Annotated in this window: 24 protein-coding genes and 1 pseudogene; 9 read left to right on the forward strand and 16 right to left on the reverse strand. The window is 56.3% G+C overall.

The window, feature by feature from the left end:
• Positions 1-10 precede the first annotated feature (10 nt).
• Both fdxH and fdnI read left to right on the forward strand, forming a co-directional pair.
• The gene (gene fdxH / locus O1723_RS10315) at positions 11-895 is read left to right on the forward strand and encodes a formate dehydrogenase subunit beta (RefSeq protein WP_023330472.1); all 885 of its coding nucleotides are present in this window, start codon (positions 11-13) and stop codon (positions 893-895) included.
• Positions 888-1,544, forward strand: a complete 657-nt coding sequence (gene fdnI, locus O1723_RS10320) for a formate dehydrogenase-N subunit gamma (RefSeq protein WP_014883910.1) — start codon at positions 888-890, stop codon at positions 1,542-1,544. The genes fdxH and fdnI overlap by 8 nt, the downstream gene beginning before the upstream one ends.
• A gap of 71 nt (positions 1,545-1,615) precedes the next feature.
• Here fdnI and O1723_RS10325 read toward each other — a convergent pair whose 3' ends face one another.
• Both O1723_RS10325 and ppk2 read right to left on the reverse strand, forming a co-directional pair.
• Positions 1,616-1,939: a CcdB family protein gene (locus O1723_RS10325; RefSeq protein ID WP_023337335.1), complete on the reverse strand. Its 324-nt coding sequence runs from the start codon at positions 1,937-1,939 to the stop codon at positions 1,616-1,618.
• Positions 1,940-2,229: 290 nt separating this feature from the next.
• Positions 2,230-3,048, reverse strand: coding sequence for a polyphosphate kinase 2 (gene ppk2, locus O1723_RS10330; protein WP_023337334.1), 819 nt, complete (start codon positions 3,046-3,048; stop codon positions 2,230-2,232).
• A gap of 166 nt (positions 3,049-3,214) precedes the next feature.
• Here ppk2 and araJ point away from each other — a divergent pair, with 166 nt between their 5' ends.
• Positions 3,215-4,390: an MFS transporter AraJ gene (gene araJ, locus O1723_RS10335; protein WP_023337333.1), complete on the forward strand. Its 1,176-nt coding sequence runs from the start codon at positions 3,215-3,217 to the stop codon at positions 4,388-4,390.
• 40 nt (positions 4,391-4,430) lie between these two features.
• On the opposite strand, the gene adhP is transcribed toward araJ, so the two are convergent.
• The 6 genes and pseudogenes from adhP to O1723_RS10365 all read right to left on the reverse strand — a co-directional run bounded on the left by adhP (position 4,431) and on the right by O1723_RS10365 (position 11,048).
• Positions 4,431-5,441, reverse strand: coding sequence for an alcohol dehydrogenase AdhP (adhP, locus tag O1723_RS10340; protein WP_023337332.1), 1,011 nt, complete (start codon positions 5,439-5,441; stop codon positions 4,431-4,433).
• 196 nt (positions 5,442-5,637) lie between these two features.
• Positions 5,638-7,347 carry an ABC-F family ATP-binding cassette domain-containing protein gene (locus tag O1723_RS10345; RefSeq protein ID WP_023337331.1) on the reverse strand — a complete coding sequence of 570 codons (1,710 nt, stop codon included), beginning with the start codon at positions 7,345-7,347 and terminating at the stop codon, positions 5,638-5,640.
• Positions 7,348-7,691: 344 nt separating this feature from the next.
• Entirely contained in the window at positions 7,692-9,389 is a 1,698-nt protein-coding gene (locus O1723_RS10350) for an NAD-dependent malic enzyme (protein ID WP_023330463.1), read from the reverse strand.
• Between the two features lie 176 nt (positions 9,390-9,565).
• Positions 9,566-9,703 carry a stationary-phase-induced ribosome-associated protein gene (gene sra, locus O1723_RS10355; protein ID WP_008501714.1) on the reverse strand — a complete coding sequence of 46 codons (138 nt, stop codon included), beginning with the start codon at positions 9,701-9,703 and terminating at the stop codon, positions 9,566-9,568.
• 95 nt (positions 9,704-9,798) lie between these two features.
• Positions 9,799-10,014, reverse strand: a complete 216-nt coding sequence (bdm, locus tag O1723_RS10360; RefSeq protein ID WP_023337329.1) for a biofilm-dependent modulation protein — start codon at positions 10,012-10,014, stop codon at positions 9,799-9,801.
• 232 nt (positions 10,015-10,246) lie between these two features.
• Positions 10,247-11,048: pseudogene (locus O1723_RS10365) on the reverse strand (MBL fold metallo-hydrolase).
• 110 nt (positions 11,049-11,158) lie between these two features.
• Here O1723_RS10365 and O1723_RS10370 point away from each other — a divergent pair.
• A complete protein-coding gene (locus O1723_RS10370) occupies positions 11,159-12,040 on the forward strand; it encodes a LysR family transcriptional regulator (RefSeq protein WP_023337327.1) in 882 nt (293 codons plus the stop codon).
• A 75-nt stretch (positions 12,041-12,115) separates the two neighbouring features.
• Positions 12,116-12,544, forward strand: coding sequence for an OsmC family protein (locus O1723_RS10375; protein ID WP_014883900.1), 429 nt, complete (start codon positions 12,116-12,118; stop codon positions 12,542-12,544).
• Between the two features lie 23 nt (positions 12,545-12,567).
• Here the strand turns inward: O1723_RS10375 and O1723_RS10380 are convergent, their stop codons facing one another.
• Positions 12,568-13,473: a LysR family transcriptional regulator gene (locus O1723_RS10380; RefSeq protein WP_038421147.1), complete on the reverse strand. Its 906-nt coding sequence runs from the start codon at positions 13,471-13,473 to the stop codon at positions 12,568-12,570.
• A 133-nt stretch (positions 13,474-13,606) separates the two neighbouring features.
• On the opposite strand from O1723_RS10380, the gene O1723_RS10385 reads away from it, so the two are divergent.
• Entirely contained in the window at positions 13,607-14,356 is a 750-nt protein-coding gene (locus O1723_RS10385; protein ID WP_023337325.1) for an SDR family NAD(P)-dependent oxidoreductase, read from the forward strand.
• Here O1723_RS10385 and O1723_RS10390 read toward each other — a convergent pair.
• The 7 genes from O1723_RS10390 to O1723_RS10420 are packed head-to-tail and all read right to left on the reverse strand — an operon-like array spanning position 14,353 to position 21,186.
• Entirely contained in the window at positions 14,353-15,282 is a 930-nt protein-coding gene (locus tag O1723_RS10390) for an oligopeptide/dipeptide ABC transporter ATP-binding protein (protein WP_023337324.1), read from the reverse strand. The genes O1723_RS10385 and O1723_RS10390 overlap by 4 nt on opposite strands.
• Positions 15,275-16,261: an ABC transporter ATP-binding protein gene (locus tag O1723_RS10395; RefSeq protein WP_014883896.1), complete on the reverse strand. Its 987-nt coding sequence runs from the start codon at positions 16,259-16,261 to the stop codon at positions 15,275-15,277. Before O1723_RS10395 ends, O1723_RS10390 begins: the two co-directional genes overlap by 8 nt.
• The gene (ddpC, locus tag O1723_RS10400) at positions 16,258-17,154 is read right to left on the reverse strand and encodes a D,D-dipeptide ABC transporter permease (RefSeq protein ID WP_014883895.1); all 897 of its coding nucleotides are present in this window, start codon (positions 17,152-17,154) and stop codon (positions 16,258-16,260) included. Before ddpC ends, O1723_RS10395 begins: the two co-directional genes overlap by 4 nt.
• Positions 17,151-18,173: an ABC transporter permease gene (locus O1723_RS10405; RefSeq protein ID WP_014883894.1), complete on the reverse strand. Its 1,023-nt coding sequence runs from the start codon at positions 18,171-18,173 to the stop codon at positions 17,151-17,153. The genes ddpC and O1723_RS10405 overlap by 4 nt, the downstream gene beginning before the upstream one ends.
• A 22-nt stretch (positions 18,174-18,195) precedes the next feature.
• Positions 18,196-19,728 (reverse strand): ABC transporter substrate-binding protein, encoded by a 1,533-nt coding sequence (locus O1723_RS10410; RefSeq protein ID WP_023337323.1) that lies wholly within the window; start codon positions 19,726-19,728, stop codon positions 18,196-18,198.
• Between the two features lie 15 nt (positions 19,729-19,743).
• A complete protein-coding gene (gene ddpX / locus O1723_RS10415) occupies positions 19,744-20,319 on the reverse strand; it encodes a D-alanyl-D-alanine dipeptidase (RefSeq protein ID WP_014883892.1) in 576 nt (191 codons plus the stop codon).
• Between the two features lie 12 nt (positions 20,320-20,331).
• A complete protein-coding gene (locus tag O1723_RS10420; RefSeq protein WP_023337322.1) occupies positions 20,332-21,186 on the reverse strand; it encodes a MurR/RpiR family transcriptional regulator in 855 nt (284 codons plus the stop codon).
• Positions 21,187-21,452: 266 nt separating this feature from the next.
• Here O1723_RS10420 and O1723_RS10425 point away from each other — a divergent pair, with 266 nt between their 5' ends.
• From O1723_RS10425 to O1723_RS10435, 3 genes are all read left to right on the forward strand, one after another.
• Positions 21,453-22,934, forward strand: a complete 1,482-nt coding sequence (locus tag O1723_RS10425) for an alpha/beta hydrolase (RefSeq protein ID WP_248191048.1) — start codon at positions 21,453-21,455, stop codon at positions 22,932-22,934.
• Positions 22,935-23,024: 90 nt separating this feature from the next.
• Entirely contained in the window at positions 23,025-24,236 is a 1,212-nt protein-coding gene (locus O1723_RS10430; RefSeq protein ID WP_023330455.1) for a diguanylate phosphodiesterase, read from the forward strand.
• A gap of 89 nt (positions 24,237-24,325) precedes the next feature.
• On the forward strand, positions 24,326-25,216 hold the full coding sequence (locus O1723_RS10435; RefSeq protein ID WP_014883888.1) for an aminoimidazole riboside kinase: 891 nt from the start codon (positions 24,326-24,328) through the stop codon (positions 25,214-25,216).
• Positions 25,217-25,322: the final 106 nt, after the last annotated feature.

The raw sequence follows: 25,322 nt of genomic DNA on the forward strand, positions 1-25,322 counted from the left end.
GAGCGATTAAATGGCGATGGAAACACAAGACATTATTAAACGCTCCGCGACCAACCCGATTACCCCCGCGCCTCGTGCGCGGGACTATAAGGCAGAAGTCGCTAAGCTTATCGATGTCTCTTCCTGCGTGGGCTGTAAAGCCTGCCAGGTGGCCTGTTCGGAGTGGAATGATATCCGCGACGAGGTGGGGCACTGCGTCGGGGTCTACGATAATCCGGCGGATCTGAGCGCCAAATCCTGGACGGTGATGCGCTTTAGCGAGACCGAGCAGAACGGCAAGCTGGAGTGGTTAATCCGTAAAGACGGCTGCATGCACTGTGAGGATCCGGGCTGTCTGAAGGCATGCCCGTCCGCGGGGGCGATTATTCAGTATGCCAATGGGATCGTAGACTTCCAGCAGGACAACTGCATCGGCTGTGGGTACTGCATCGCGGGCTGTCCGTTTAATATTCCGCGCCTCAATAAAGAGGATAACCGGGTCTATAAATGCACACTGTGCGTGGACCGCGTGAGCGTCGGGCAGGAGCCTGCCTGTGTGAAAACCTGTCCGACCGGGGCGATTCACTTCGGCACCAAGAAAGAGATGCTTGATGTGGCGCAGGCGCGGGTGGACAAACTCAAAGCGCGCGGCTACGACAAGGCGGGTATTTATAACCCGCAGGGCGTGGGCGGTACGCACGTTATGTACGTGCTGCACCATAACGACCAGCCGGAGCTGTATCACAATCTGCCGAAAGATCCGGCGATCGACACCTCAATCAACCTGTGGAAAGGGGCGCTCAAACCGCTCTCTGCAGCGGGCTTTATCGCCACCTTTGCCGGGCTGATTTATCACTACATTGGTATCGGGCCAAATAAAGAGGTGGATGACGACGAGGAGGAGCATCATGAGTAAGTCGAAAATGATCGTGCGCACGAAGTTTGTCGACCGCGCCTGTCACTGGACGGTGGTCATTTGCTTCTTCCTGGTGGCGGTCTCCGGCATCTCGTTTTTCTTCCCTACGCTCCAGTGGCTGACGGAAACTTTCGGCACCCCGCAGATGGGACGCATTCTGCACCCGTTCTTCGGCGTGCTGATTTTCGTGGTGCTGATGTTTATGTTCGTGCGCTTCGTCCATCACAATATCCCGGATAAGCAGGACATTCCGTGGCTAAAAGGGATTGTCGAAGTGCTGAAGGGCAACGAGCATAAAGTGGCGAAAGTAGGCAAATATAATGCCGGACAAAAGATGATGTTCTGGACCATCATGAGCATGATTTTTGTGCTGCTGGTGACGGGCGTCATTATCTGGCGTCCGTATTTTGCCTCGTATTTCCCGATTCAGGTGGTGCGCTACGCGCTGCTGATCCACGCCACCTCAGCCATTATTCTGATCCATGCCATTTTGATCCATATGTATATGGCGTTCTGGGTGAAGGGGTCGATTAAAGGAATGATTGAAGGGAAGGTGAGTCGTCGCTGGGCGCAGAAACATCACCCGCGCTGGTATCGCGATGTGGAACGACTGGAAGCGAAACAGGAAAGTACGGAAGGGATGAAGTAAGACCTGCGCCGTCGGCTTTGCCCGGCGGCGCTGCGCTTGCGCGGGCAGGACAAATGCCTGGCCGACTGGCGTCATGTATTAGTTAATAAACGATCAATTGCGGCTATAACATCATGACGTGTGTTACGTAAATTACAAACAAAATCTTTGGGGTTAATTTTATTGTTGTTAAGGTTGGTTATCATGGGTGAATAAATTAGAAACGTTTCAAAATCGATATTTACGGCTGGTGCCAGCTGACTCTGCCATAACGGTAATTTATTCACTCTCGCAAGTGGCACAATTACGCGCGTGGCAAGATCATCATAATAATCATCCTGAATGAGCATATAGTAAGGCAGCTTATCCCTGGTTGCTGTAGAGGTATTCCGGTAAACATTAAATTGTCTCAGCATTAAAGCACCCTGAAAAACTCATCATCAGTAATAGTTCCATGTTTTTCCACAAACTCATTCATTGAGTGAATGAATGAACGATCCGCATCTGATGACTGACACGGCGCAACGGAGTCTGGTGAGGTATGGCTCGACGGTACTGTTGGTTTAATGCTTCGCGAGAGGGTGTGGTCAACTGTGTGTTTCATTCGTATCTCCTTTGTTGGTGCGGCCATTATCAACCGCAGCCAACAAAAAACAATACCTTTTCCCCTGGTAATCTACATTCTGCGAGCCGTCTTCCAGTAATCTTAGAACCGCTCTTCCACATAACGGAACGGGTATTTCGTCGGTTTCACTTTGCCAATTTTACGTTTCGGTAATTCCACCTTTTCAACGTGAATTTCTTTATACGGGATCTGCGTCAGGAGATGCGAAATAATATTCAGCCGCACGCGTTTTTTATCTTCCGAACGGGCCACATACCACGGTGCCCAGGCGGTATCGGTTGCCGCAAACATGGCATCGCGCGCTACGGTATATTCATCCCACAGGTTAAACGATTTAATATCCATCGGCGAGAGCTTCCATATTTTACGACCGTCGTTAATACGGTCACGTAAACGGCGCTCCTGCTCTTTCGGTGTCACCTCGAGCCAGTACTTCAGCAGAATAATCCCGGAATCAACCATCGCTTTTTCCATCACCGGCGTACCGTCGAGAAACTTCTCCACCTGTTCCGGCGTGCAGAACCCCATGACCCGCTCGACGCCCGCGCGGTTGTACCAGCTTCGGTCGAATATCACGATCTCCCCGGCAGCGGGCAGATGGGGAACATAACGCTGAAAATAGAGCTGGGTTTTCTCTTTCTCGGTGGGGGCGGGAAGGGCAACAACGCGGAAAACGCGCGGGCTGACGCGCTCGGTGATCGCTTTTATGGTGCCCCCTTTACCGGCGCCATCGCGCCCTTCAAAAACAATACACACTTTTAACCCTTTGGCGACGACCCACTGCTGGAGCTTCACCAGTTCAACGTGGAGGCGACGAAGCTCTTTTTCGTACTCTTTGGTTTTCAGCGGGGCATTTTTTTCGACATCAACAGCGACACTGGTTTTCTTCTTGCTTCCCATGATTGTCATCCTCAGGTTGTCCGGCGCGGGAAAAAGCGAGGCCGCACTATGAAGTGTAATCCACCTGAATTAATGGATTAACGTGTCAGCCAGCTGATTTGAACTGGCTCACCATACAAGTTTGTTCAATAATGCCCGTCGCGAGTTTTTAACCTGTGGTCGTGGTATGAAAAAGACAATTTTTTCGTTGGCGCTTGGCACGTTTGGCCTGGGGATGGCTGAATTTGGCATTATGGGTGTGCTCACCGAACTGGCGCACGATACCGGCATTTCTATTCCCTCGGCCGGGAATATGATTTCGTTTTATGCTTTCGGCGTGGTGATTGGTGCCCCGATTGTGGCGCTCTTTTCGGGCAAGTTCTCGTTAAAAACCACGCTGTTGTTCCTGGTGGCGATGTGCGCTGTCGGCAATGCGCTGTTTACTTTCTCCACGTCCTATTTCTGGCTGGCGCTGGGGCGTTTAATTTCTGGTTTTCCGCACGGGGCCATTTTTGGCGTCGGGGCGATTATCCTCTCTAAAATAGCGCCACCGGGGAAGGTAACGGTTGCCGTGGCCGGGATGATCGCCGGTATGACCGTGGCTAACCTGGTCGGTGTCCCGCTGGGTACCTGGCTGGGGCACGCATTTAACTGGCGCTATACCTTTTTCCTGATTGCGGTGTTCGATGCGCTGGTGATCCTGTCGGTTATCCTTTGGGTGCCACACCTCCATGACAAATCAGAAATCAAATTGACCGAGCAGTTCCAGTTTCTGAAAAGACCAGAACCGTGGCTGATTTTTGCCGCCACTATGTTTGGTAACGCCGGTGTATTTGCGTGGTTCAGCTTCGTTAAGCCCTTTATGGTTAACGTCTCCGGTTTTTCGGAAGGGGTGATGACCGCCATCATGATGCTGATGGGTCTTGGGATGGTGTTGGGCAATCTGTTAAGCGGTAAACTCTCTGGTCGCTTTAGCCCACTGCGCATTGCCGCCACCACCGATATGGTGATTGTCGCCTCACTGCTGCTGCTTTTTGCCACTGGCGAACAGAAAACGGCCTCGCTGGTCATGGGCTTTATCTGCTGTGCCGGGCTGTTTGCGCTCTCTGCGCCGCTGCAAATCCTCCTTCTGCAAAATGCGAAGGGCGGTGAGATGCTGGGGGCGGCAGGGGGACAGATGGCATTTAATCTCGGCAGTGCGATTGGCGCGTACTTTGGCGGGATGATGATTACCCTTGGCTTTAGCTGGCGTTACGTCACGCTACCAGCGGCGATACTCTCATTCTCGGCCATGAGCGCATTGCTGTTGTACGGATATCTGCGGACAAGACAGTCACACGTTAAGGCTCGTACGGCTGTATGAAAACCGCTCCCTTTCGGGAGCGGTGATAAATGATGAGCGCTTATGAGCGTAAATCAATCACCATACGGCCACGGATCTGACCCTGTTCCATCTCTTTGAAGATGGCGTTGATATCTTCGATTGGACGCATTGTCACCTTCGGTACCACTTTACCTTCCGCCGCAAACTGGAACGCTTCCTGCAGATCCTGACGGGTACCAACCAGTGAACCCACCACCTGAATGCCGTCCAGCACCAGGCGCGGAATATCCAGGCTCATCGCTTCCGGTGGCAGACCAACCGCGACCACGCGACCACCGGCGCGCACGGCATCCACCGCGGAGTTGAAGGCCGCTTTTGCGACGGCAGTGACGACAGCAGCATGTGCGCCGCCGGTTTTTTCCTGCACAATTTTAGCGGCATCTTCACTGCGGGAGTTGATGGTCAAATCCGCACCCATGCTGGCGGCAAGCTTCAGCTGTTCGTCATTAACATCCAGCGCGATGACTTTGGCGTTAAAGACGTTTTTAGCATACTGCAGCGCAAGGTTGCCTAGCCCACCCAGACCATAAATGGCAATCCACTGGCCCGGTTTAATACCTGAGATCTTCACCGCTTTGTAAGTGGTGACACCTGCGCAGGTGATGCTGCTGGCGGCAGCAGAATCCAGGCCATCCGGTACTTTTACCGCGTAGTCGGCGGTGACGATGCACTCTTCCGCCATGCCGCCATCAACGGAGTAACCGGCATTTTTTACATCGCGGCACAGGGTTTCGTTGCCGGTATTACAGTATCCACAGTGACCACAGCCCTCAAAGAACCAGGCTACGCTTGCGCGATCGCCGACCTTCAGCGACGTCACGCCAGGGCCGATTTCTTTGACGATGCCAATCCCTTCATGGCCCAGGATCACCCCGGTTTTATCGCCAAAGTCACCGTTCTTTACGTGAAGATCGGTATGGCATACGCCACAGCATTCCATCTTCAGCAGGGCTTCCCCGTGCTTGAGCGGGCGCAAGGTTTTTTCGGTAACGTTAACCTGATGATCCTGAGTAACAACAGCAGCCTTCATGTGTATCTCCTTGTTCATGATGAGTATCTGCATAGCAGGTGTAATACTCCTCAAGGATTAATGCTTAAGCGCTGTAATGCAAGGTGCCCGCAACATAATGTCATCATTTAGGGTGATTTCAGATTAAGAAAAGGATGTTCCTCTAATAATTAAGGGGGAAAATACTGGCCCGACGAGAGGCTCGCCGGGCGCAGCGTTACAGCTGTGCTTCTATCTCCTTAATTTCTTTACGCCATTGTGCCTGAAGCTGCGGTTTTTGATGCTTTGGCTTCCGCGCGAGATCGTCTTCCAGCAATGTTTCCAGCGCGACAAGCCGTTCAAGCAGATCGTCAGAGGGGGATACAGGCATGGTCGTGGCGTCGACGGGAGCTGGGGATGTTACCAGTCCCGCGCTTTCACGCAGCCGCTCGAATACCGATTCTGCATCATGCCATTCGCTCAGCTTTCCCTCTTCAATTAACCAGAAACGGTTGCAGCTTTGGCTAATTAATTGACGATCGTGGCTGACCAGCAGGACGCCGCCCTCAAACTGCTGCAGGGTTTGCGCCAGCGCCTCTTTGCCCTCCATGTCGAGATGGTTGGTCGGCTCATCGAGCATCAGCAGGCTATAGCGGGCAAGCGTCAGGCCGACAAACAGCAGTCGAGAGCGTTCGCCACCGCTGAGCGTACTGACGTTTTGTCCGTGACGCGCCCACGGAAATCCGGCGCTGATGAGCGCCATTTTTCTGTGTTGCGGGTCGGGCGCGAACGGCTCCAGCGCGTCAAACAGCGTGGCGTCATCCGGCAGCTGGTTCAGCGTCTGATCGTAATAGCCAGCTGACACGCGTGGATGAAGTTTCAGCCCCGTATCGCTCTGCTCATCACTAAAACAGCGCCAGATAAGCTTCATCAGAGACGATTTTCCGCAGCCGTTACGACCCACAATCGCCACGCGATCGCCGCTTTTCAGACGCGCGATGTCGATGTTAAACAGCTCAGAAAGTCCCGGCGCAGGCGGCACGCCGAGGTTTTCTATCTCCAGCAGTCGGTCGGCGCGAAGCGCATCGCCGCGCAGGGTTAACGTCCACTGGCTGCCAGCCGTAAGCGCCGTCTGGCTCTCCTTCAGCCGTTCGACCTGTTTTTCCATCTGTTTGGCTTTCCGGGCCAGGTCTTCGTTATCGTAAACCTTGCCCCAGGTCGCCAGCCGCTTCGCGCTGGCGGTCACGCGATCGATCTCCTTTTGCTCCGCCTTGTGGCGCTGCGTGTCGCTTTCATCTTTTGCTTCAAGCGCCTTGCGTGCGGCCGTGCAGGGAAGGGCAAAGTAGTGCAGCGTTTTATCGCGCAGGATCCAGCTGCCGTTTGTGACGGCATCCAGCAACTGTCGGTCGTGCGAGACCAGCACGAAGCTGCCTGACCAGTTCTGTAAAAAATGTTCCAGCCAGAGCATGGTCGGCAAATCGAGGTGGTTACTGGGTTCATCCAGCAGGAGCAGATCCGGCTCGTGAATCAACGCCCGCGCCAGCAGCAGCCGGGTGTGTTGCCCGCCGCTCAGCGTGGCGGAGCGCAGCGTCATATCCTGCGGGGTAAAGCCCATGCCGGCCAGCAGCGTTTCGGCTTTCCAGCGCAGGCTATCGCGCTCAGCTAAAGGCAGCTGTGCGAGTACGGCATCCAGCATGGTCAGCGGGAAAATAGCGTCCGGAAGATGTTGCTCAATGCGCGCCATCAGGCAGTGCCCGGCCAGCGCTACCGTACCGGCGGCGGGGGAGTCTGTGCCGTCCAGCACCTTTAAAAGCGTACTTTTTCCGCAGCCGTTATCGCCCAGTAGGCCAATGCGGTCGCCTTTTTTCAGCGTAAAAGAAAGGGAGTCGAAGAGCGTGCCAAACGCCGTATCAACACGTAAAAATTGTGCAGTGAGTAAAGTGCTCATTGTTGCTTACCCAAGAGTTACAGGCATGTTTATGCCTCGTCAAACATCGCTGACGATAACTCAGTAAGCCCGAGAGAAGGGATTTCAGGGGTTGGTGTCTTCGCTCAAGCAGAAGTTATCGCAGCACGATACCGATAACGCTTGAGCGGGTGCGATCACCAAATGTATGTGAAACATTGAAAATTTCACAGTACAGCATAATTGGCCTCCTTATATATTCAGTAGGTTAATGGATGAAAGGAGTGTAGCGGGGGAAAGGGGGTTTGGCTAGTGGGATTCGATGATGCGGTCTGATGCCCTCACCCTAACCCTCTCCCACGGGGAGAGGGAACGGTCGGAGCGAATTAAATCGAGGTACGGCGATAGCTGCGGTATTCAGGCATCCAGAAGTTATCGTCAATAGCCTGCTGCAGCGCGTCGGCAGAGGTTTTCACTGCCACGCCCTGCTGCTGCGCCATTTTACCTACCGCAAACGCGATAGCGCGCGACACCTTGTGGATGTCCTTCAGCTCAGGCAGAACCAGCCCTTCACCATCATTGACCAGCGGCGAGTGGCCCGCGAGGGTTTCGCTCGCGGACATCAGCATCTCATCGGTAATGCGAGACGCGCCGGAGGCGATCACGCCCAGACCAATACCCGGGAAGATATAGGAGTTGTTGCACTGGGCAATCGGATAGGTTTTATCCTTCCATACCACCGGATCGAACGGGCTGCCGGTCGCAACCAGCGCGTTACCTTCGGTCCAGGCGATGATGTCCTGCGGCGTCGCTTCTACGCGGGAGGTCGGGTTGGAAAGCGGCATCACGATAGGGCGCTCGCAGTGCTTGTGCATCTCACGAATAATCTCTTCCGTGAAGAGGCCGGTTTGTCCGGAAACGCCGATCAGAATATCCGGCTTCACGTTGCGCACCACGTCCAGCAGGGAGAGGACTTCGTTGTCAGTATCCCAGTTTTTCAGGTTCTCGCGTTTCTGCACCAGTTTGGTCTGGAACGGCAGCAGGTTCGGCATACCGTCGGTCAGCAGGCCGAAACGGTCAACCATAAACACGCGGGAGCGGGCCAGCTCTTCACTCAGGCCTTCACGCTGCGTCTGGGCAATAATCTGTTCGGCGATACCGCATCCTGCGGAGCCTGCACCGAGGAAGACGATTTTCTGGTAGCTCAGCTGGCTGCCGGCTGCGCGGCTGGCGGCGATAAGCGTACCCACGGTCACGGCTGCGGTGCCCTGGATATCGTCGTTAAAGGAGCAGATCTCATCGCGATAGCGGTTCAGAAGCGGCATCGCGTTCTTCTGCGCAAAGTCTTCGAACTGCAGCAGCACGTCCGGCCAGCGGTGTTTCACGGCCTGGATGAAATCGTCGACAAACTGGTAGTACTCTTCGTCGGTAATACGCGGATGACGCCAGCCCATATACAGGGGATCGTTCAACAGCTGCTGGTTATTGGTGCCCACATCCAGCACCACCGGCAGGGTATACGCCGGGCTGATGCCGCCACAGGCGGTGTACAGTGACAGCTTACCGATCGGAATACCCATCCCGCCGATGCCCTGGTCACCCAGACCCAAAATGCGCTCGCCGTCAGTGACCACAATGACTTTGATGTTGTGGTTAGGCACGTTCTGCAGAATATCGTCCATGTTGTGACGGTTCTGGTAAGAAATGAATACCCCGCGGGAGCGACGGTAGATCTCAGAGAAACGCTCGCAGGCAGCACCCACGGTCGGGGTATAGATCACCGGCATCATCTCTTCCAGATGGTTCTGCACCAGGCGGTAGAAGAGGGTTTCATTGGTGTCCTGAATGTTGCGCAGGTAGATGTGCTTGTCGATTTCGGTTTTGAAGCCCTGATACTGGATCCACGCGCGCTCTGCCTGTTCTTCGATGGTTTCAACCACTTCGGGCAGTAAACCCAGCAGGTTGAAGCTGCTGCGCTCTTCCATGCTGAAGGCGCTACCTTTGTTGAGCAGGGGGAATTCGAGTAAAACCGGTCCGGCATAAGGGATATATAAGGAACGATGTTTTTTCAGTTTGTTGTCCATGTCACTCACTCTTTTTTTGAAGATCCGTCCCTGACACTGCTGTTTGTCATCTTTCTGGCCTGTGCGATGGGGTGCGGTCGGGCGGTATTATAAAGGAGCTGAATATTAATTACCGCAACACATAAACAAAAACACCATCGGTTTTGCCGATGGTGTTCTCTGTCTCAGTCTGGAACTTACTTGCCCGCGTGGCGTTTTCTGCCGGTGGCGTGAGTGACTTGCGTTTCGTGGTCGCCTTCAATCACCACTTTACGCTGATTAGAAAGCTTGTAGTTCAGTCCCAGAATGTGGCGTGCCTGACGGTTCGATTTCATGTTAACTCCTCAATCCTGTTGATAGTTTTAAGGACCAGTTTGCTTACGCAAACGAAATGTAACCCCTTAGGTTGCAGATCCAGCTTAGCAGGTTTTTACAAAGGTGCGTTTCGCCCGCTGACGACGTAGTTAATGGTCTGCTGGTAGATGTCACTGAGGATGTCATTATCCGTGGATTCCACCCACCTGGTCAGTTCCATCAAAATGTCATCTTCAGTCACAGCACCGTGTTCGGCGTGAAGACCCTGCGCAATCGCGTTAACGAGTTCAGGTTGTGCTGCTGCAGTATTAGCCGGGTAATAAGTAAACATGCTGCCTCCGTGTCGTTGTCTGTTTAATGGTACGGCTCGCAAAAAATGTAATTCATAAACAGAATGGCAAATATTTTACCCGTTGTGGCTAAGATTCATCTTAGAAACGAAAATGTCATAAGTGCATGCTTTTATGCACTTTTAAAACGTGGGGATAAATTGACGTTGGGCAACGAGGATATTTGGGCGGTGCTCCTGCTATGGGGGAAATATAGCAGGAGCCGTTTTTAACTTACCACTTCATTTCGCCGGTATTTACTTTGGCGCTTAATTCCAGGGAGCTCTCTTCGGCAAGATCCGGGTACTGTTTTTTCATCGCGCCGATAACGCCCGCGGAGTCTTTGTGTGCGGATAAAGCCTGTTCAAAATGCTGCAGGTAGCCACGCGTAAAATCAATCGCGCCCGTTCCGGCAGGCGGAGTCCCAAGATAGTGACCCGGGATCACGCGTTCAGGTTTGTGCGCAGCCATATTGTCCAGGGTTTGCTGCCACTGCTGGCGGCGAGCAGGCGTCTGGGTATCTGCCGTCCAGACGTGAATACCCCAGGAGACACCGGTGCCACCGAGGATCGTTTTCGCAGACGGGATCCACACGTAAGCCGCGTAACTGTCTGGTTGTTCAATGTCGATTTTTTCCCCGTCAACCATAAACGTGGTTGAGGCGAGCACCTGCGGAACGACCAGCGTCTTTGGTGGCCTTAATATGGTCAACCACCTGCTGCGTGGCCACCACTTTGGCATTCGGGAAGGCTGTTACCAGCGGTTGCAGACCAAAATAGAAATCCGGATCGCCGGAAGTGATCACAATCTTGTTCAGCGTTTTACCGCTGCGGCGAATTTTCTCCACCAGCGCTTCGCCATCTTTCACGCTGAACTGAGCGTCAAACAGAACGGCTTCTTTCGGGCCAGAGACCAGCGTGGAAGAGACCGCGAAAATGCCTTTTTCCTGCGGGTTATACGTGTCAATCGTCAACGGCGCGGCAAAAACAGCCGGTGTGAAAAGGGCGCAAAGCAGTGCAAGGCGAGTAAGCTTCATCATCATGTCTCTGTGGTTCAGGAAAGTCTCTATTGTACGGATATTTGTATTTGCCAGAATTCCTGAAACAAGACATGCTTAGTTTCATAAATCGAGCAAATGGAGCGTATATGGATCGCGTTATTGCCGCTCAGGTCTACAACCGGATATGCGAGCTGGGAAGTTTGAGCGCGGCGGCCCGCGCATTGGGGATCTCGCGCCCGATGGTGAGCCGCTACCTGGAACAAATGGAAAAGTGGGCGGGAACACGCCTGGTTAACCGCTCCACGCGCAAGCTGACGCTGACCGCAGCCGGCGAAAAAGTGTTGCAGAAAACGCGGACGCTTTCGCAGCTCTCGCAGGAGATTGAGGGCCAGTCGGAGAAAGATTTGCCGTCAGGCACGCTGCGGGTCGCCTGTGCACACTTTACCGCCATGCACCTGATTGCGCCGGTGCTCCCCGGGCTGCTCGCGCGCTACCCGCAGCTGCGCATCGAGCTGGATGTGAACAACCACCCGGTGAGCCTGGTAGGGGAGCGTATTGATGTCGCCGTACGCATTACCGACACCCCCGAACCGGGCATGATCGCCCGCCGACTGGGGGAGTGTCGTTCAGTCCTTTGCGCTTCGCCGGACTATCTTGCTCAGCACGGAACGCCCGTCAGTCCCGAAGATTTAGCGCAGCATAATTGCCTGCACTACAGCTTTTTCGCCGGGCAGTCCTGGCATTTTCTTACGCCGGAAGGTGAAAGCCTGAGCGTGGCCGTCAGCGGCAACCTGAGCGCCAGCATCTCATCGCTGTTGATGGACGCCGCGATTAACCACTGCGGTATCGCCATGTTGCCGGAGCGTGAGGCATCTGACGCGCTGGCGCAGGGATTACTGGTGCCGGTTCTGAGCATGCTGGAGCCGAAACCGCTTGCCATCCATGGCATTTACCAGTCCCGAGAATATCAACCTGCCGCACTGCGCGCATTCCTTGATGCACTGGCGCAACATGTGTTCAGTGGCTAAGACTCTTCTGTCTTCGCCGCAGAATCTGAGTAGCCTTCTATACTTAACCCTTTGTAAGCCAAAAGGAGAGCAAGAATGACTATTCATAAGCACGGTTCAGCACACTGGTCTGGCGACATTAAACGCGGGAAAGGAACGGTTTCTACCGAGAGCGGCGTTCTCAATCAGCAGCCTTATGGCTTTAACACCCGCTTTGAGGGTGAAAAGGGGACCAACCCTGAGGAGCTGATTGGCGCGGCACACGCCGCCTGTTTCTCGATGGCGCTTTCGCTGATGCTGGGTGAGGCGGGCTATACCGCCGATTCCATTGATACCACTGCAGACGTCTCGCTGGATAAAACCGACGGCGGTTTTGCTATCACAAAGGTTGCGCTGAAAAGCAAGGTGACTGTTCCCGGCATCGCGCCTCAGCAGTTTGACGGCATCATTCAGAAAGCGAAAGCAGGCTGCCCGGTGTCGCAGCTGCTGAAAGCCGACATCACGCTCGATTACAAACTCAACTAAGCCCCAGCCGGGCTCGCGCCCGGCTATCCCTTCAGCGCGGCGGGGAATACCTCCGCCAGCCAGGCAATAAATACCTTCAGGCGGTGCGTTAAATGCCGGTTTTGGGGGTAAACCACATGAAACGGATAGGCAGCAGGGCGCCAGTCGCTCAGGATTGCCGTCAATGTTCCCGTCTGCAAATAGTGCTTTGCCGAATACTCAAAAGTCTGAACAATCCCAAGTCCCACCGCGGCAGCAGCGAGATGGGCATTGCTTTCATTGACGCCGAGATAGTGTGGAATGCTGATTTCCAGCGCCTCGCCATCCTGTCTGAAGCGAAACGGAAAGGCCCGCCCGGTGACCGGAGAGAGATAGCTTATCAATTTGTGGCCGTTGCGCAGCTCCTGCGGATAGGCCGGGACGCCATGATTCTTCAGATAACCCGGCGTCGCGCAGGTAACCATTTCAGCATTGCCGAGATGTCGGGCAATAAGTGTTGAGTCGTTCAGCGGGCCGCCGCGAATAACACAGTCTACGTTACCGCTGATTAAGTCTACGGGCCGGTCGGCCACCCCAAGATCGATCCGGATATCCGGGTAGCGCTGCATGAAATGTGGTAGCAGGGGGATGAGCACGTCGCGGGCGGTGGAGCCGCCGATGTCGACGCGCAGATGCCCCTTTGGCGTCGCGCGAGAAACGCGAAAAGAGGTGTCAATATCTTCGATATCAATCAGCACCCTGAGTGCTTTTTCATAGTATTCCGCCCCCTCAGGCGTGGTGACGACCCGGCGGGTGGTGCGGTGCAGGAGGCGGATCTCAAGATGCGTTTCGAGAGATTTCACCAGTTTGCTCAGGGTGGCTATCGGCATATTCAGCGAATCCGCCGCGCGCGTAAAACTGCCGGATTCCACCACCCGCGTAAAGGCACGCATTGCCATTAACTGGTCCATCAGGCCCTCTGATTATTTCTGTATGTGAATAGTCATTTTCATTTTTGCCCATTTTTCATTAATGCTGCAAGGGCTAAAGTTTGTTCAACGCGAGCGAAAGCGCGCAAATCAAACCCAACAAAAGGTAAATGACATGAACACGACTCTTTCAGGAAAAATTGCACTGGTAACCGGGGGCAGCACCGGTATTGGTCTTGCCACGGCGCAGGAGCTGGCGGCTCAGGGGGCGAAGGTGTACATCACCGGACGTCGTCAGGCCGAGCTGGACGCGGCGGTGGCTGAAATTGCTTCAACGGCAGTGGGCATTCGTGCGGATGTCTCTAAACTCGGCGATCTGGATGAGGTTTATGCCCGGATTGCAAAAGAGGAAGGCCGTCTGGATATCCTGTTCGCCAATGCGGGGGGCGGTGATATGCTGCCGCTGGGCGCGATCACCGAAGAGCAGTTTGACCGTATTTTCGGTACTAACGTCCGCGGCGTGCTCTTTACGGTGCAGAAGGCGCTGCCGCTGTTATCCGCCGGATCGTCGATTATTCTGACCGGCTCGACGGTCTCCATTAAGGGGACGGCAAACTTTAGCGTCTACAGCGCCAGTAAGGCCGCCGTTCGCAACTTTGCCCGCTCCTGGGCGCTGGATTTGCAGGGCCGCGGGATCCGCGTCAACGTGGTGAGTCCGGGCCCAATCAAAACCCCGGGGCTCGGTGATTTGGTGCCGGAAGAACACCGTCAGGGGCTGTACGATGCGCTGGCCGCGCAGGTCCCGCTCGGACGTTTAGGCGCGCCGGGTGAAGTAGGGAAAGCGGTGGCGTTCCTGGCCTCCGATGCGGCCAGCTTTATTAACGCCACCGAGCTGTTTGTGGACGGCGGGATGGCGCAAATCTAACCCAGGCTGCGCCAGCAGCGAACGTGACGGCCCTCGTGAGAGGGCTGTAAAGCCTGGGGATCTTCACACCCCTGCGTGGCCAGCGGGCAACGGTCGCGGAAAAAGCAGCCTTTGGGCAGGTGACGGTTTCCGGGAAGCTCCGTTTTGCGTAACGCCAGCGTTTCATCCAGCGGTTCACCGGTGCGGGGAACCGAATCGAGCAACAGACGGGTATAAGGATGGCGCGGTTCCCCCAGCACCTGCGCGGCGCTGCCCAGCTCCACAATCTGCCCGAGGTACATTACCGCCACGCGGTCACTCATGTGTCGGACCACCGAGACGTTATGCGAAATTAACACATAAGTCAGATTACGCTGCTGTTGCAGGGTCACCAGCAGATTGAGGATTTGCGCCTGCACGGAGATATCCAGCGCGCTGGTCGGTTCGTCGAGCACGATGATGTCCGGATCGGACGAGAGAGCCCGGGCGATGGCGATGCGCTGGCGCTGGCCACCGGAAAAGGCGTGCGGTAGCCGGTCGAGATATTCCGGACGAATGCCAACCTGCAACGCCAGGTTTTCCGCCATCTGTCGGCGTTCCCGTTCGGGGCTGCGTTTTTGCACCCACACCGGCTCGGTGATGATGCGCCAGACCGGCAAGCGCGGATCGAGCGACGAGAGCGGGTCCTGAAACACCATCTGCATGCCGCCCGCGTGGTTTACCCGCTGGTATGCCCCGGCGCTGGGCTTAAGCATGCCCATCAGCAGCTGGGCCAGCGTGCTTTTACCGCAGCCGGATTCCCCGACAATGCCCAGCGTTTCTCCCCGGCGGATCTGCAGATCGAGTCCGTTGAGCGCATGCACCTGCTCGGTGACGCGGCCCAGCCAGTTTTTACGTGCCGCAAAGTTTACGTGCACGCTATCCAGTTCCAGCAGCACATCAGACATGGGGTTTCTCCTGTTGCGGATACCAGCAGGCGGCCTGTTGGCCTTCTGCGCCATGGGGGTGTAAGCGCGGGGTTTCGCTGCATTTCGCCCCGGCGGCAAAGCAGCGATCGCGGAATGCGCATCCCTGCGGAAGCTGGCTGAGGTTGGGGACGGTGCCGGGGATGGCCGGGAGCAGATCGCGGGGCTGACCGTTCTCCGGCGCACACTTCAGCAGGCCAATGGAGTAGGGATGAACTGGGGCATGGATCAGCGTTTGCGTGGCGCCGCTCTCTATCACGCTACCGGCATACATCACATACATTCTGTCGCAGAGCTGGGATACCACGGCCATATCATGGCTGATAAACAGCACAGAGGTGCCGCTGGCCCGCGCCTTATGCTTCAGCAAGCGCAGTACCTGCAGCTGGACGGTAACGTCCAGTGCGGTGGTCGGTTCGTCGGCAATGATCAGCTCCGGCTCGCAGGAGAAGGCAAGGGCGATCATCACCCGCTGGCGCATGCCGCCGGAGAGTTCGAACGGATAACGCGCCATCACCTGGTGCGCGTCCGGGATTTGCATCTCTTCCAGCAGGGTAATCGCCTTTTGTTGCGCCTCCCGCCGGGAAAGTGGTCGATGCTGGCGGATCACCTCCACCATCTGTTTGCCAATCTGTCGCGTCGGATTGAGGGCGGTCATCGGCTCCTGAAAAATCATCGCCACTCTGGCGCCGCGCCACTGGCGGAGCTGTTTCTCAGATGCCGCGAGGACATTTTCACCCAGTAGCATCACCTGGCCCTGATGGATCCGGTAGCTGCCTTCCGGCAGCAGCCGCATGGCGAGCATTGCGGTCACGGATTTCCCCGATCCCGATTCGCCCACCACGCCGACGATCTCACCCCTTTTGATCTCCAGCGAGACGTTATTCAGCGCGTGGACCTCACCGCGAAAAATCGGGAAGCTCAGGTGCAGGTCTTCAATGCGTAATACCGATTCGGTCATGACTGTTTCCCTCCTGACTTCGGATCCAGCAGGTCGCGGATACCGTCACCGAACAGGTTAAAACCCACGGCGGTAATCAAAATGGCCGCACCGGGAAAGGCGCAATACCACCACTGGTCGAGAACGTAGTTACGGCCAACGGCCACCATCGCCCCCCATTCGGCGGTCGGCTGCTGTGCACCCAGGCCAATAAACCCCAGCGTCGCGGCCATCAGAATAGCGCTACCAATGTCCAGCGAAGCCTGCACAATCAGCGGCGGCAGGGCATTGCGCAGAATATGCCAGCGGATCAAATGCCAGCGCGATGCGCCAAACGTGCGGGCGGCCTGCACGTAGGTAAACTGGCGGACCACCAGCGTCTGGCCGCGCGCCAGACGGACGTAAAACGGAATGCGGACAATGGCGATCGCCAGCATGGCGTTAAACAGGCTCGGGCCGAGCGCGGCAGCCAGCGCCATGGTCAGCACCAGAGAGGGTATAGAGAGCATGATGTCCATCACCCGCATGATGATGGCGTCGCCGCGCCCACCCAGTACGCCGGACAAACAGCCCAGCAGCGAGCCAATTCCGCCTGCAATCACCACCACCGCCAGCCCGGCGGCGATCGACTGCTGGCTGCCTGCCAGGACGCGGCTGAACAGATCGCGTCCCACTTCATCGGTACCAAACCAGTGTTGTGCGGACGGTGCCTGCAGACGGGCGGTCAGATCCAGCGCGTTCGGGTCATGCGGCACAATCCACGGTGAGGTCACCATCACCAGGAGCATCGCAATCATAATCACGCCGCCAACTATCGTGAGTGGGCTTTGTCGCAGCATCCAGAACAGTTTTGCCCAGTTGATACGTTGTCTTGCAGTTTTAACCGGGACGGGCGTTTCCTGCGTTAACATCATTCGGCACCTCCGCGCCCAATTCGCGGGTCAATCCACAGATAAAGCAGATCGACCACCAGATTCACCAATACGTAGGCCAGAGAGACGACGACAGCGAAGCCCATCACGGCAGGGAAATCGAGCGCCTGAATGGACGTCACCACCCAGGCACCCATCCCCGGCCAGGCAAAGACGGTTTCGGTCAGTACTGCACCGTACAGCAAATCGCCCAGCGCCAGCCCGAGCACGGTAATCGACGGGATCATCGCATTGGGCAGAGCGTAACGCAGGACGATATACCAGCCAGGCAGGCCGCTGGCGCGCGCCGTGCGGATGTAGTCCTCGCTAAGCTGCTCCAGCATCGCGGAACGCACCTGACGCGCCACGATGCCCAGGTGAACAAACGCCAGCGTCAGCGAGGGTAAAATCAGATGCTGAAGCGCATTGAGAAAGACCTCGACGTTGCCCTCCAGCAGGGCATCCAGCAGGTAAAACCCGGTGACGTGCGTCGGCGGATCGAGCCAGTCGTCCAGTCTGCCGCCGCCCGGCAGGATCTGCAGGTGCCCGTAGAAAAGCACAATAACGCCCAGACCGAGCCAGAAGGCTGGTGTGGAAATGCCGGTCATCGCCATTAATCGCACCAGATGATCCAGCCAGCGGTTGCGATAGACCGCCGACAAAATCCCCAACGGCACGCCGATGACCAGCGCCAGTAGCAGGGAGCAAAAGGCCAGCTCCAGCGTGGCAGGGAAAAAGGCCTTCAGGTCTTGTGCAACCGGACGTCCGGTACGAATGGACGTGCCGAGATCGCCATGGGCGAGAGCATCGACGTAGCGACCAAACTGGATATACAGCGGCTGATCCAGCCCCAGTTGCTGGCGGATGTTTTGCACGATGTCGTCGCTGGCACGGTCTCCGGCCAGCAGACGGGCCGGATCGCCGGGGATCATGTGTGAAATAATAAAGGTAATGATACAGACACCGGCCACCACCAGGAGTAATCCCCAGCAGCGCTGGCGCACGATGCTCCAGAACGTCATACACTTTCCCCCGGCGAATTCGTTATTTACTCATGGTGGCGATGTTGAACACCTGCTCAAGCATCGGATTAAAGGTGAAGCCTTTAACCTCTTTGTTCATCGCCAGCTGATAGTTCTTCTGGAACAGATAAACGTAGGCCGCCTCGTCAATCACCACTTTTTGCGCCTGCTGGTAATCTTTGGTGCGTTCTGCCTGATCGGTGGTTTTCAGCGCGGCCTGCAGCAGCGAGTCGACCTCTTTGTTTTCATAGAACGAACGGTTGCCCGGCAGCCCTTTTTTGTCTGATTCGAACCAGTAGTTCATGAACATATAGGGGTCGGCAAAGTCCGGGCTCCAGTTACCGATCGCAATGTCGTAATCGCCTTTACCGACGCGGTCGCGCATGGTGGCGTTCGCCAGTTTCTCAAGCTTGACGTTAATGCCGATCTTGCCGAGGCTGGCCTGGGTTGAGAGGGCGATAGGCTCCCAGTTCGGATCGTTATCCGAGTAAAGGAAGGTCAGGCTGGCGGGCTTGTCTTTGACCTTCTCCAGGGCCGCTTTCGCTTTGGCCTCATCGAAGCTGTACTGCATTGCCGTGGCGTCAAAGCCCCACATGCCTTCCGGGATCGGGCCGCGCATCTGCTTGCCGTTGCCGCTCAGAATGCCCTTCACCATGCCCTGGTAGTCCGTCGCCCATGAAATGGCTCGACGTAAATCCACCTGATTGAGCGGCGCTTTGCTGTTGTTGAGGTAGAGATAGGTCACGCGCAGGGACGGGTATTCCGCGACGGCGACTTTTCCTTCCTGCTTCAGGGCCGAGAGCTGATCGACCGGCAGGGAGTCGGCAATGTCCAGATCGCCGCGGGAAAGCTGCAATCGGCGGGAGGCGCTCTCTCCGATAATTTTTACCGATACACGCTTAAAGTGCGGTTTTTCACCCTGCCAGTGTGGGTTAGGCACCAGCACCAGCTGCTGGCCTTTCTGCCAGCTTTTGAGCATAAACGGCCCGGAACCGGCGGTGTTTTGCGCCAGGAAACCGCGCGCATCGTCCGCGGCATTTGCCTTCAGCACTGCCGGGTTAATGATGGATGCCCCGTCATTTGCCAGCGTGTAAAGGAAGGGGGCAAACGGCTGGCTGAGGGTGAATTTCACCGTATGGTCATCTACCGCATCAATTTTCAGATCTTTCGGGAAGGCTTCAGACGGCCCCTGGCCGAGCTTCAGCAGGCGTTCAAAAGAGCGTTTTACCGCTTCGGCGGTGACCGGCGTGCCGTCGGAGAATTTCGCGTTATCCGCCAGGGTAAAGGTCCACTCTTTCTGGTCGTCGGACGCTTTCCAGCCTGTCGAGAGATCGCCCTCCACCTCGGTAGAGCCTGGCTTGTACTTGACCAGACGCTGATAGGACGGATAGGTGACGGTCCAGTCGTTGTTATCAATGGTGATGGCAGGGTCGAGCGTTTGCGGGTCGGCGGCTTTACCAATCACCAGCATGTCTTTCGGGACGGCAGCCAGCGCCAGCGGAGCGTTCATTACCAGCGTGGCGGCGATCAGGGTCGTGAGAAGCGATGTTTTCATGGCAGTGCTCCAGGTTTAAAGAGGGGTGTGCGTCAGGGGAAAACAGGCAAAACGGTCATCAAGCAGCGGGTAGCTGGCGGCGTTCGGCAGTTCAAAGTGCCACCATTCGCTGCTGATACCGACAAAACCGCCACCGAACATGATGGCATTCAGCAGCAGACGGTTGCGCTGGGCGTGCGGCGGTACGGAAGGGTGATACGGATGCGAGCGGTCGTGCATTTCGTCAAAACCGGCGCCCATATCCAGCACGGTATTGTGTTCGTCCATCAGCGTGACGTCGATGGCCGTGCCGCGACTGTGATTGGAGCCAATCGCAACGTCGACCACATACTCCGGGTTCGGGCAGGCATCCCACAGCTGGGCCTGCGCCTGCTGCGGTCGGTAGGCGTCGTACACCACCAGCTTCAGCCCGGCCAGCGTGGCAATGCTGATGGCTTTTGCCAGCGCGGTGGCGGCGTCGGTATGCAGCAGGCACAGCGCCTCTTGGTAGATCGGGCGACCGGTGATGTTGTCGGCAGTGGCGTACTTCAGATCGATATGCAGCGTGGGAAATGTCTTCGCCACATCAATCAGTTCACTCTCTTCGGGCATAGCTCCGCTCCTTTAGCGTTCGAATTGACCAAACTCTTGTTGTAATTGCCGGTTTACCGCCAGACGTGCCGGGAGCGCATCACCCAACGCTTCCACCACGCCCGACAGCAGCAGGTTGAACAAACAGCTCACGGGGGCAAGTGAATCCCAGAAATGACCGGTATCGGTTTTCACCTGCAGTAAGTCCATCGGATAATCCCGCGCCCACGGACACCAGATGTCGGTGATTAAGGCCAGCGGAATGCCTTTTTCGCTCGCGACGCGGCAGTACTGGCGGGCCATCGCGGAGTAGGCGCGCGTATCGGTCAGCACGACATAAGGTTGCGAAAACCCCGAGTTGAGGGATTCCACCCAGCTTCCGGATGCCCCCTCCGAATAGCTCACGCGCGGGCGCAGGTACTCAAGGTGGCTGAAGAAGGCGTTGGCAATCCCGCGGGTGGACTGGATCCCCAGCACAAACACCGCATCCGCATGGGCCAGGTTGTGTACGACCTGGCGGAAGACGTCCGTTTGCGCGAGCTGATACACCTGCGTGATGGCGTCCACTTCCAGCGAAAGGGCGTGCTGAAGGCGGTTGGGCAGGGGGCGCTGCTGTTGCCAGGAGTCCAGACGTTCGTTCATACCCCAGGGCTGATACGGATCGCGCAGGCTCTTTTTGACATCCTCCAGGTTGCGGTAGCCCAGCTTGCGCAGAAAGCGTCCCACGGTGATCCCGCTCGTCCCGCTCGCCTGACCGACGCTTTCAGCCGTTTCAAACGGTATCTGCGCGGCGTGGGCAAGCAACCAGCTTCCGACCCGTTTTTCGCTGGGCGTGAACTGGCTAAACATCGTTTCGATACGGCTCAACATCTCAGGTTTCGTCGTCATACCGCCTCGCTGTTAACACGCTGTCAAAAGCCGATCTAGTGTTACCTCGTTAACAATGCATGACGCGTGCCATGATCACAGGCGAGGAAATGCCTGCTCTGCCGCAAACTTCATGCAATATTTAGTTAACGGATGATCAACATTTGTGCAGCGTAGTTCACTTTTGGTGCAGTGACAGAATCTGCACGTATGAATTTGGTGAATACGTCAGCCCGTTCACATTTTTGATAAGATAGAAACACAGTAGACATGAAAGGGATCCCGGCATGGCGAATTGGCCCTGGCGAGTCAGCGAGCATCTGATGGTGCTTGTTAAGAAAATAGCGATGGTGGTGGGGATCGTACTGGTCGTCCTGCTGGCAGTGCGGGTCTATCTCTCGCAGCAGGGGCCTGAACTGCATCTCTGGCATACCTGGCGGGCAGATGAGATGTCCGTACGCGAGCTCGATGGCGCCGACTTTGCCGGGTATGTTGCCCGCGAAAATGCCATTTTCGCCGATCTTAATACCGCGGTGACGGCAAAAACAGAGCATGAGGAACAAACGCCGCTAAACCGCTATTACCGCCAGAGCCTGGTCTGGCCGGGTCAGTTTTCACCGGATGCCAACCGCTCTTTTGTACTCATGCCAGCCGGAAAGCCGCGCGGCGCGGTGGTGTTGCTCCATGGACTGACGGATTCACCCTATAGCGTCAGACATCTTGCTCAGAATTATCAGGCCCACGGCTTTGTGGCCGTGGTTCCGCGCCTGCCCGGACACGGCACCGCGCCTGGCGCGCTGACGGACGTTGACTGGGAGATGTGGCTGGCGGCGACGCGCCTTGCCGTTCGGGAAGCGACGCGTCTGGCGGGAGAAAATGTGCCCCTGCATCTGGTGGGCTATTCCAACGGCGGGGCGCTGGCGATGAAATATGCCCTCGATGCACTTGACGTGCCATCGCTGCGTAAGCCGCAGCAACTGGTGCTGCTGTCGCCGATGATCGGCGTGACGGCATTCGCGCGATTCGCCGGTTTCGCCGGGTTACCGGCGCTGCTCCCGGCGTTTGCCAAAGCGGCGTGGCTGAATATTTCCCCGGAATATAACCCGTATAAATACAACTCGTTCCCGGTGAACGCCGCCCGCCAGTCGTGGCTGTTGACGAAGGCGCTGCAGGAGCAGATTGGCCGGGAGGCGCGGGAAAACAGGCTGGCAACGCTGCCGCCGGTTCTGGCATTCCAGTCGGTGATGGATTCCACCGTCAGCACCCGCGCGGTGGTGAGCGGCTTGTTTGATCAGCTTCCGGCAAATGGCAGCGAGCTGGTGGTATTTGATATCAACCAGGCGGCGAGCTTCCGTCCGCTGTTCAAGCCCTCGTCCTGGACGGCCACCTCAGCGCTGCTGCCTACTGTCGATCGACGTTACACTGTCACGGTTATTACCAATGCGAATGAACACAGTTTCTCAACGGTAGCGAAAATCACGCCGGCAGGAAGCACTCACGAGACGGTCGTGCCGCTTGGGCAGTCCTGGCCGCAGGATGTCTATTCCCTGTCGCACGTTGCGGTGCCGTTCCCGCAGGATGACGATCTCTATGGCCGGGAGCCTGACGTGAAAAACCGCTACGGCATTAGCCTGGGGACGATAGCGCTCTGGGGGGAAACCTCTGTGTTGAGCGTCGGGAAAGAGGCGCTTATGCGGGTCACCTCAAACTCGTTCTACGGCTACATGGAGGAGAGGATCAACAGCCGAATCGGGGATGAGAAAAAGTAACGTTCTTCTGTTGTGTGAATATGTTAGGTCGCAATGATTAAGTATGTTAAATAATACCTTCAAGGCACCTCTCTCATCGGAACCCGTTTTGTGCTGACGACTCTCATTTACCGAAGCCAGTTGAATTTATCCCACCCGTCAACCGAACTCCGGGAGGTGGTGGAGCGCGCCAGACGCCGTAACGCGAAGCTGAATATAACCGGTGTGCTCCTCTCTAAAGGGGATGACGTTCTGCAAATTCTTGAAGGTTCCGAAGAGGGCGTGGTCAGGCTCTTCAATAAAATCCGTGATGACAAGCGGCACAGCGGAGTGGTTGAACTGATGCGGGATTATGGCCCGCGCAGACGATTCGAAAACGTCGGGATGCTGCTGTTCGATCTGCAGACGCAGTCGCCGAAAGAGGTGCTGCAATCGGTGCTGCGTTACAGCAAACTCGACAGTTACCTGGCCTCCGATGACCGCGTATTCAAATTTATTCAGACGTTTATTACAGATAAGCGTCCGAACCCGTCGGGTGGACGTTACGATCCGGCAAAGTGGGCGCTCGAACCCGAAACCTTACCCTTTGGCGAGTCTCTGGGCCTGATTGCCGCGCAAACCTGTCAATTTGCGCTTCAACCGATTGTTGAGCCTTCGGAAGGCAAGATCAGCTCCCTTGAAGCTCTTATCCGCAGCAATGACGGCGGCAGTCCGGACCAGTTCTTCCGCGCCCTTGACCCGGACACCCTCTATCAGGTCGATCTCCAGACGAAAGCCTATGCCTTTGCGCTGGCGGAAAAGCTGGGGATTGGCAGCCACAAAATTGCGGTCAACCTGTTGCCGATGTCGCTGGTGAATGTCCCTGGCGCAGTGGAATTTCTGGTCGGTGAGATTAAAAAACACGGGCTTCAGCCAGAGCAGGTGGTGCTGGAAATCACTGAAAACGAGATGATATCCGGACTGAATCAGTTCAACAGCGCCATTAAACAACTTCGCGGTGAGGGGGTTGGCATGGCGATTGATGATTTTGGTTCCGGCTATGCCGGTCTCTCTCTGCTGACGCGCTTCCAGCCGGATAAAATTAAGATTGACCGGGAGATTATCAGCGATATTCACCTGAGCGGTCCGAAACAGGCGATTGTACGCTCGATTATTAGCTGCTGCTCCGATCTCGAAATCACCCTGGTGGCGGAAGGTATCGAGAAAATAGAGGAGTGGTGCTGGCTCGAATCTGCCGGGATCCGCCGCTTCCAGGGCTTCCTGTTTGCCCGCCCGCTGCTTAACGGCGTCGGAGATATTCACTGGCCGCACCTGGTGCGTTAAGGCAATTTTCCACTCGCGTTATTTCCCCGTCGTCCTGCCTGTGCTTAAATAGCTAAAACGGTTTAACATAGTTTAGCTTCGAGGTTCACATGGAAAAAATCTGGGTACTGGGTGATGCGGTGGTGGATCTGCTGCCTGATGGAGAAGGGAGATTACTGCAATGTCCGGGTGGCGCCCCGGCAAACGTTGCGGTCGGTATTGCCCGCCTGGGGGGGCGTAGCGCGTTTATCGGCAGAGTTGGAGACGATCCTTTCGGGCGCTTTATGGCTCACACACTGGCTGACGAGCGGGTCGATGTGCAGTGGATGCGCCTTGACCCGGCACACCGCACCTCAACGGTGGTGGTCGATCTCGACGAACAGGGCGAACGTTCGTTTACCTTTATGGTGCGCCCGAGCGCCGATCTGTTTCTGGAACCTGCCGATCTGCCTACCTTCAGCCAGGGTGAATGGCTGCACGTCTGCTCCATCGCGCTAAGCGCTGAACCCAGCCGCAGTGCGGCCTTTCAGGCGATGGATGCCATCAGGAAGGCGGGCGGTTACGTCAGTTTTGACCCCAATATACGCCCGGATCTCTGGCCGGATGAAACCGCACTTCGACGCAGCCTTGAAGAGGCGCTGCAACGTGCTGATGTGGTGAAACTCTCCGTCGAGGAACTGGCATTTTTAACCGGTGAGGAGCAGGTGCACGCCGGTCTGGCTGCACTCATGCGTCGCTGTCCGGCGCGGCGGGTGCTCGTCACGCAGGGTAAAGAGGGCGTTATTGCCTGGCATGAAGGCACCGTGAACCACTATCCGGCAACCCCGGTTAAGTGTGTAGATACCACCGGCGCGGGGGATGCCTTCGTCGCCGGTCTGCTCTACGGGCTGGCCGCCGGTCTTGAACTGGTTCCCGCCATCACCTTAGCCCAGCGCTGCGGCGCGCTAGCCACCACCGCGAAAGGGGCGATGACCGCCTTGCCCTGGCAGCACGAGCTGTAATTTCTCCCTTTACAGGCCGTCGGTCGACGGCCTGAATTGTCGCCCCGATCACACTTACTAAAACGGTTTAGCAAAAAAGATTGCCGATCCAAAATTCACCAGTTTA

The organism is Enterobacter cloacae complex sp. HYC080_NIDB, assembly GCF_056673325.1.

What these genes read in the sequence shown, in the direction of transcription:
- fdxH (WP_023330472.1), top strand. Translation starts at nt 11, where the DNA reads ATGGCGATGGAAACACAAGACATTATTAAACGCTCCGCGACCAACCCG.
- fdnI (WP_014883910.1), top strand. Translation starts at nt 888, where the DNA reads ATGAGTAAGTCGAAAATGATCGTGCGCACGAAGTTTGTCGACCGCGCC.
- O1723_RS10325 (WP_023337335.1), bottom strand. Translation starts at nt 1,939, where the DNA reads ATGCTGAGACAATTTAATGTTTACCGGAATACCTCTACAGCAACCAGG.
- ppk2 (WP_023337334.1), bottom strand. Translation starts at nt 3,048, where the DNA reads ATGGGAAGCAAGAAGAAAACCAGTGTCGCTGTTGATGTCGAAAAAAAT.
- araJ (WP_023337333.1), top strand. Translation starts at nt 3,215, where the DNA reads ATGAAAAAGACAATTTTTTCGTTGGCGCTTGGCACGTTTGGCCTGGGG.
- adhP (WP_023337332.1), bottom strand. Translation starts at nt 5,441, where the DNA reads ATGAAGGCTGCTGTTGTTACTCAGGATCATCAGGTTAACGTTACCGAA.
- O1723_RS10345 (WP_023337331.1), bottom strand. Translation starts at nt 7,347, where the DNA reads ATGAGCACTTTACTCACTGCACAATTTTTACGTGTTGATACGGCGTTT.
- O1723_RS10350 (WP_023330463.1), bottom strand. Translation starts at nt 9,389, where the DNA reads ATGGACAACAAACTGAAAAAACATCGTTCCTTATATATCCCTTATGCC.
- sra (WP_008501714.1), bottom strand. Translation starts at nt 9,703, where the DNA reads ATGAAATCGAACCGTCAGGCACGCCACATTCTGGGACTGAACTACAAG.
- bdm (WP_023337329.1), bottom strand. Translation starts at nt 10,014, where the DNA reads ATGTTTACTTATTACCCGGCTAATACTGCAGCAGCACAACCTGAACTC.
- O1723_RS10370 (WP_023337327.1), top strand. Translation starts at nt 11,159, where the DNA reads ATGGATCGCGTTATTGCCGCTCAGGTCTACAACCGGATATGCGAGCTG.
- O1723_RS10375 (WP_014883900.1), top strand. Translation starts at nt 12,116, where the DNA reads ATGACTATTCATAAGCACGGTTCAGCACACTGGTCTGGCGACATTAAA.
- O1723_RS10380 (WP_038421147.1), bottom strand. Translation starts at nt 13,473, where the DNA reads ATGGACCAGTTAATGGCAATGCGTGCCTTTACGCGGGTGGTGGAATCC.
- O1723_RS10385 (WP_023337325.1), top strand. Translation starts at nt 13,607, where the DNA reads ATGAACACGACTCTTTCAGGAAAAATTGCACTGGTAACCGGGGGCAGC.
- O1723_RS10390 (WP_023337324.1), bottom strand. Translation starts at nt 15,282, where the DNA reads ATGTCTGATGTGCTGCTGGAACTGGATAGCGTGCACGTAAACTTTGCG.
- O1723_RS10395 (WP_014883896.1), bottom strand. Translation starts at nt 16,261, where the DNA reads ATGACCGAATCGGTATTACGCATTGAAGACCTGCACCTGAGCTTCCCG.
- ddpC (WP_014883895.1), bottom strand. Translation starts at nt 17,154, where the DNA reads ATGATGTTAACGCAGGAAACGCCCGTCCCGGTTAAAACTGCAAGACAA.
- O1723_RS10405 (WP_014883894.1), bottom strand. Translation starts at nt 18,173, where the DNA reads ATGACGTTCTGGAGCATCGTGCGCCAGCGCTGCTGGGGATTACTCCTG.
- O1723_RS10410 (WP_023337323.1), bottom strand. Translation starts at nt 19,728, where the DNA reads ATGAAAACATCGCTTCTCACGACCCTGATCGCCGCCACGCTGGTAATG.
- ddpX (WP_014883892.1), bottom strand. Translation starts at nt 20,319, where the DNA reads ATGCCCGAAGAGAGTGAACTGATTGATGTGGCGAAGACATTTCCCACG.
- O1723_RS10420 (WP_023337322.1), bottom strand. Translation starts at nt 21,186, where the DNA reads ATGACGACGAAACCTGAGATGTTGAGCCGTATCGAAACGATGTTTAGC.
- O1723_RS10425 (WP_248191048.1), top strand. Translation starts at nt 21,453, where the DNA reads ATGGCGAATTGGCCCTGGCGAGTCAGCGAGCATCTGATGGTGCTTGTT.
- O1723_RS10435 (WP_014883888.1), top strand. Translation starts at nt 24,326, where the DNA reads ATGGAAAAAATCTGGGTACTGGGTGATGCGGTGGTGGATCTGCTGCCT.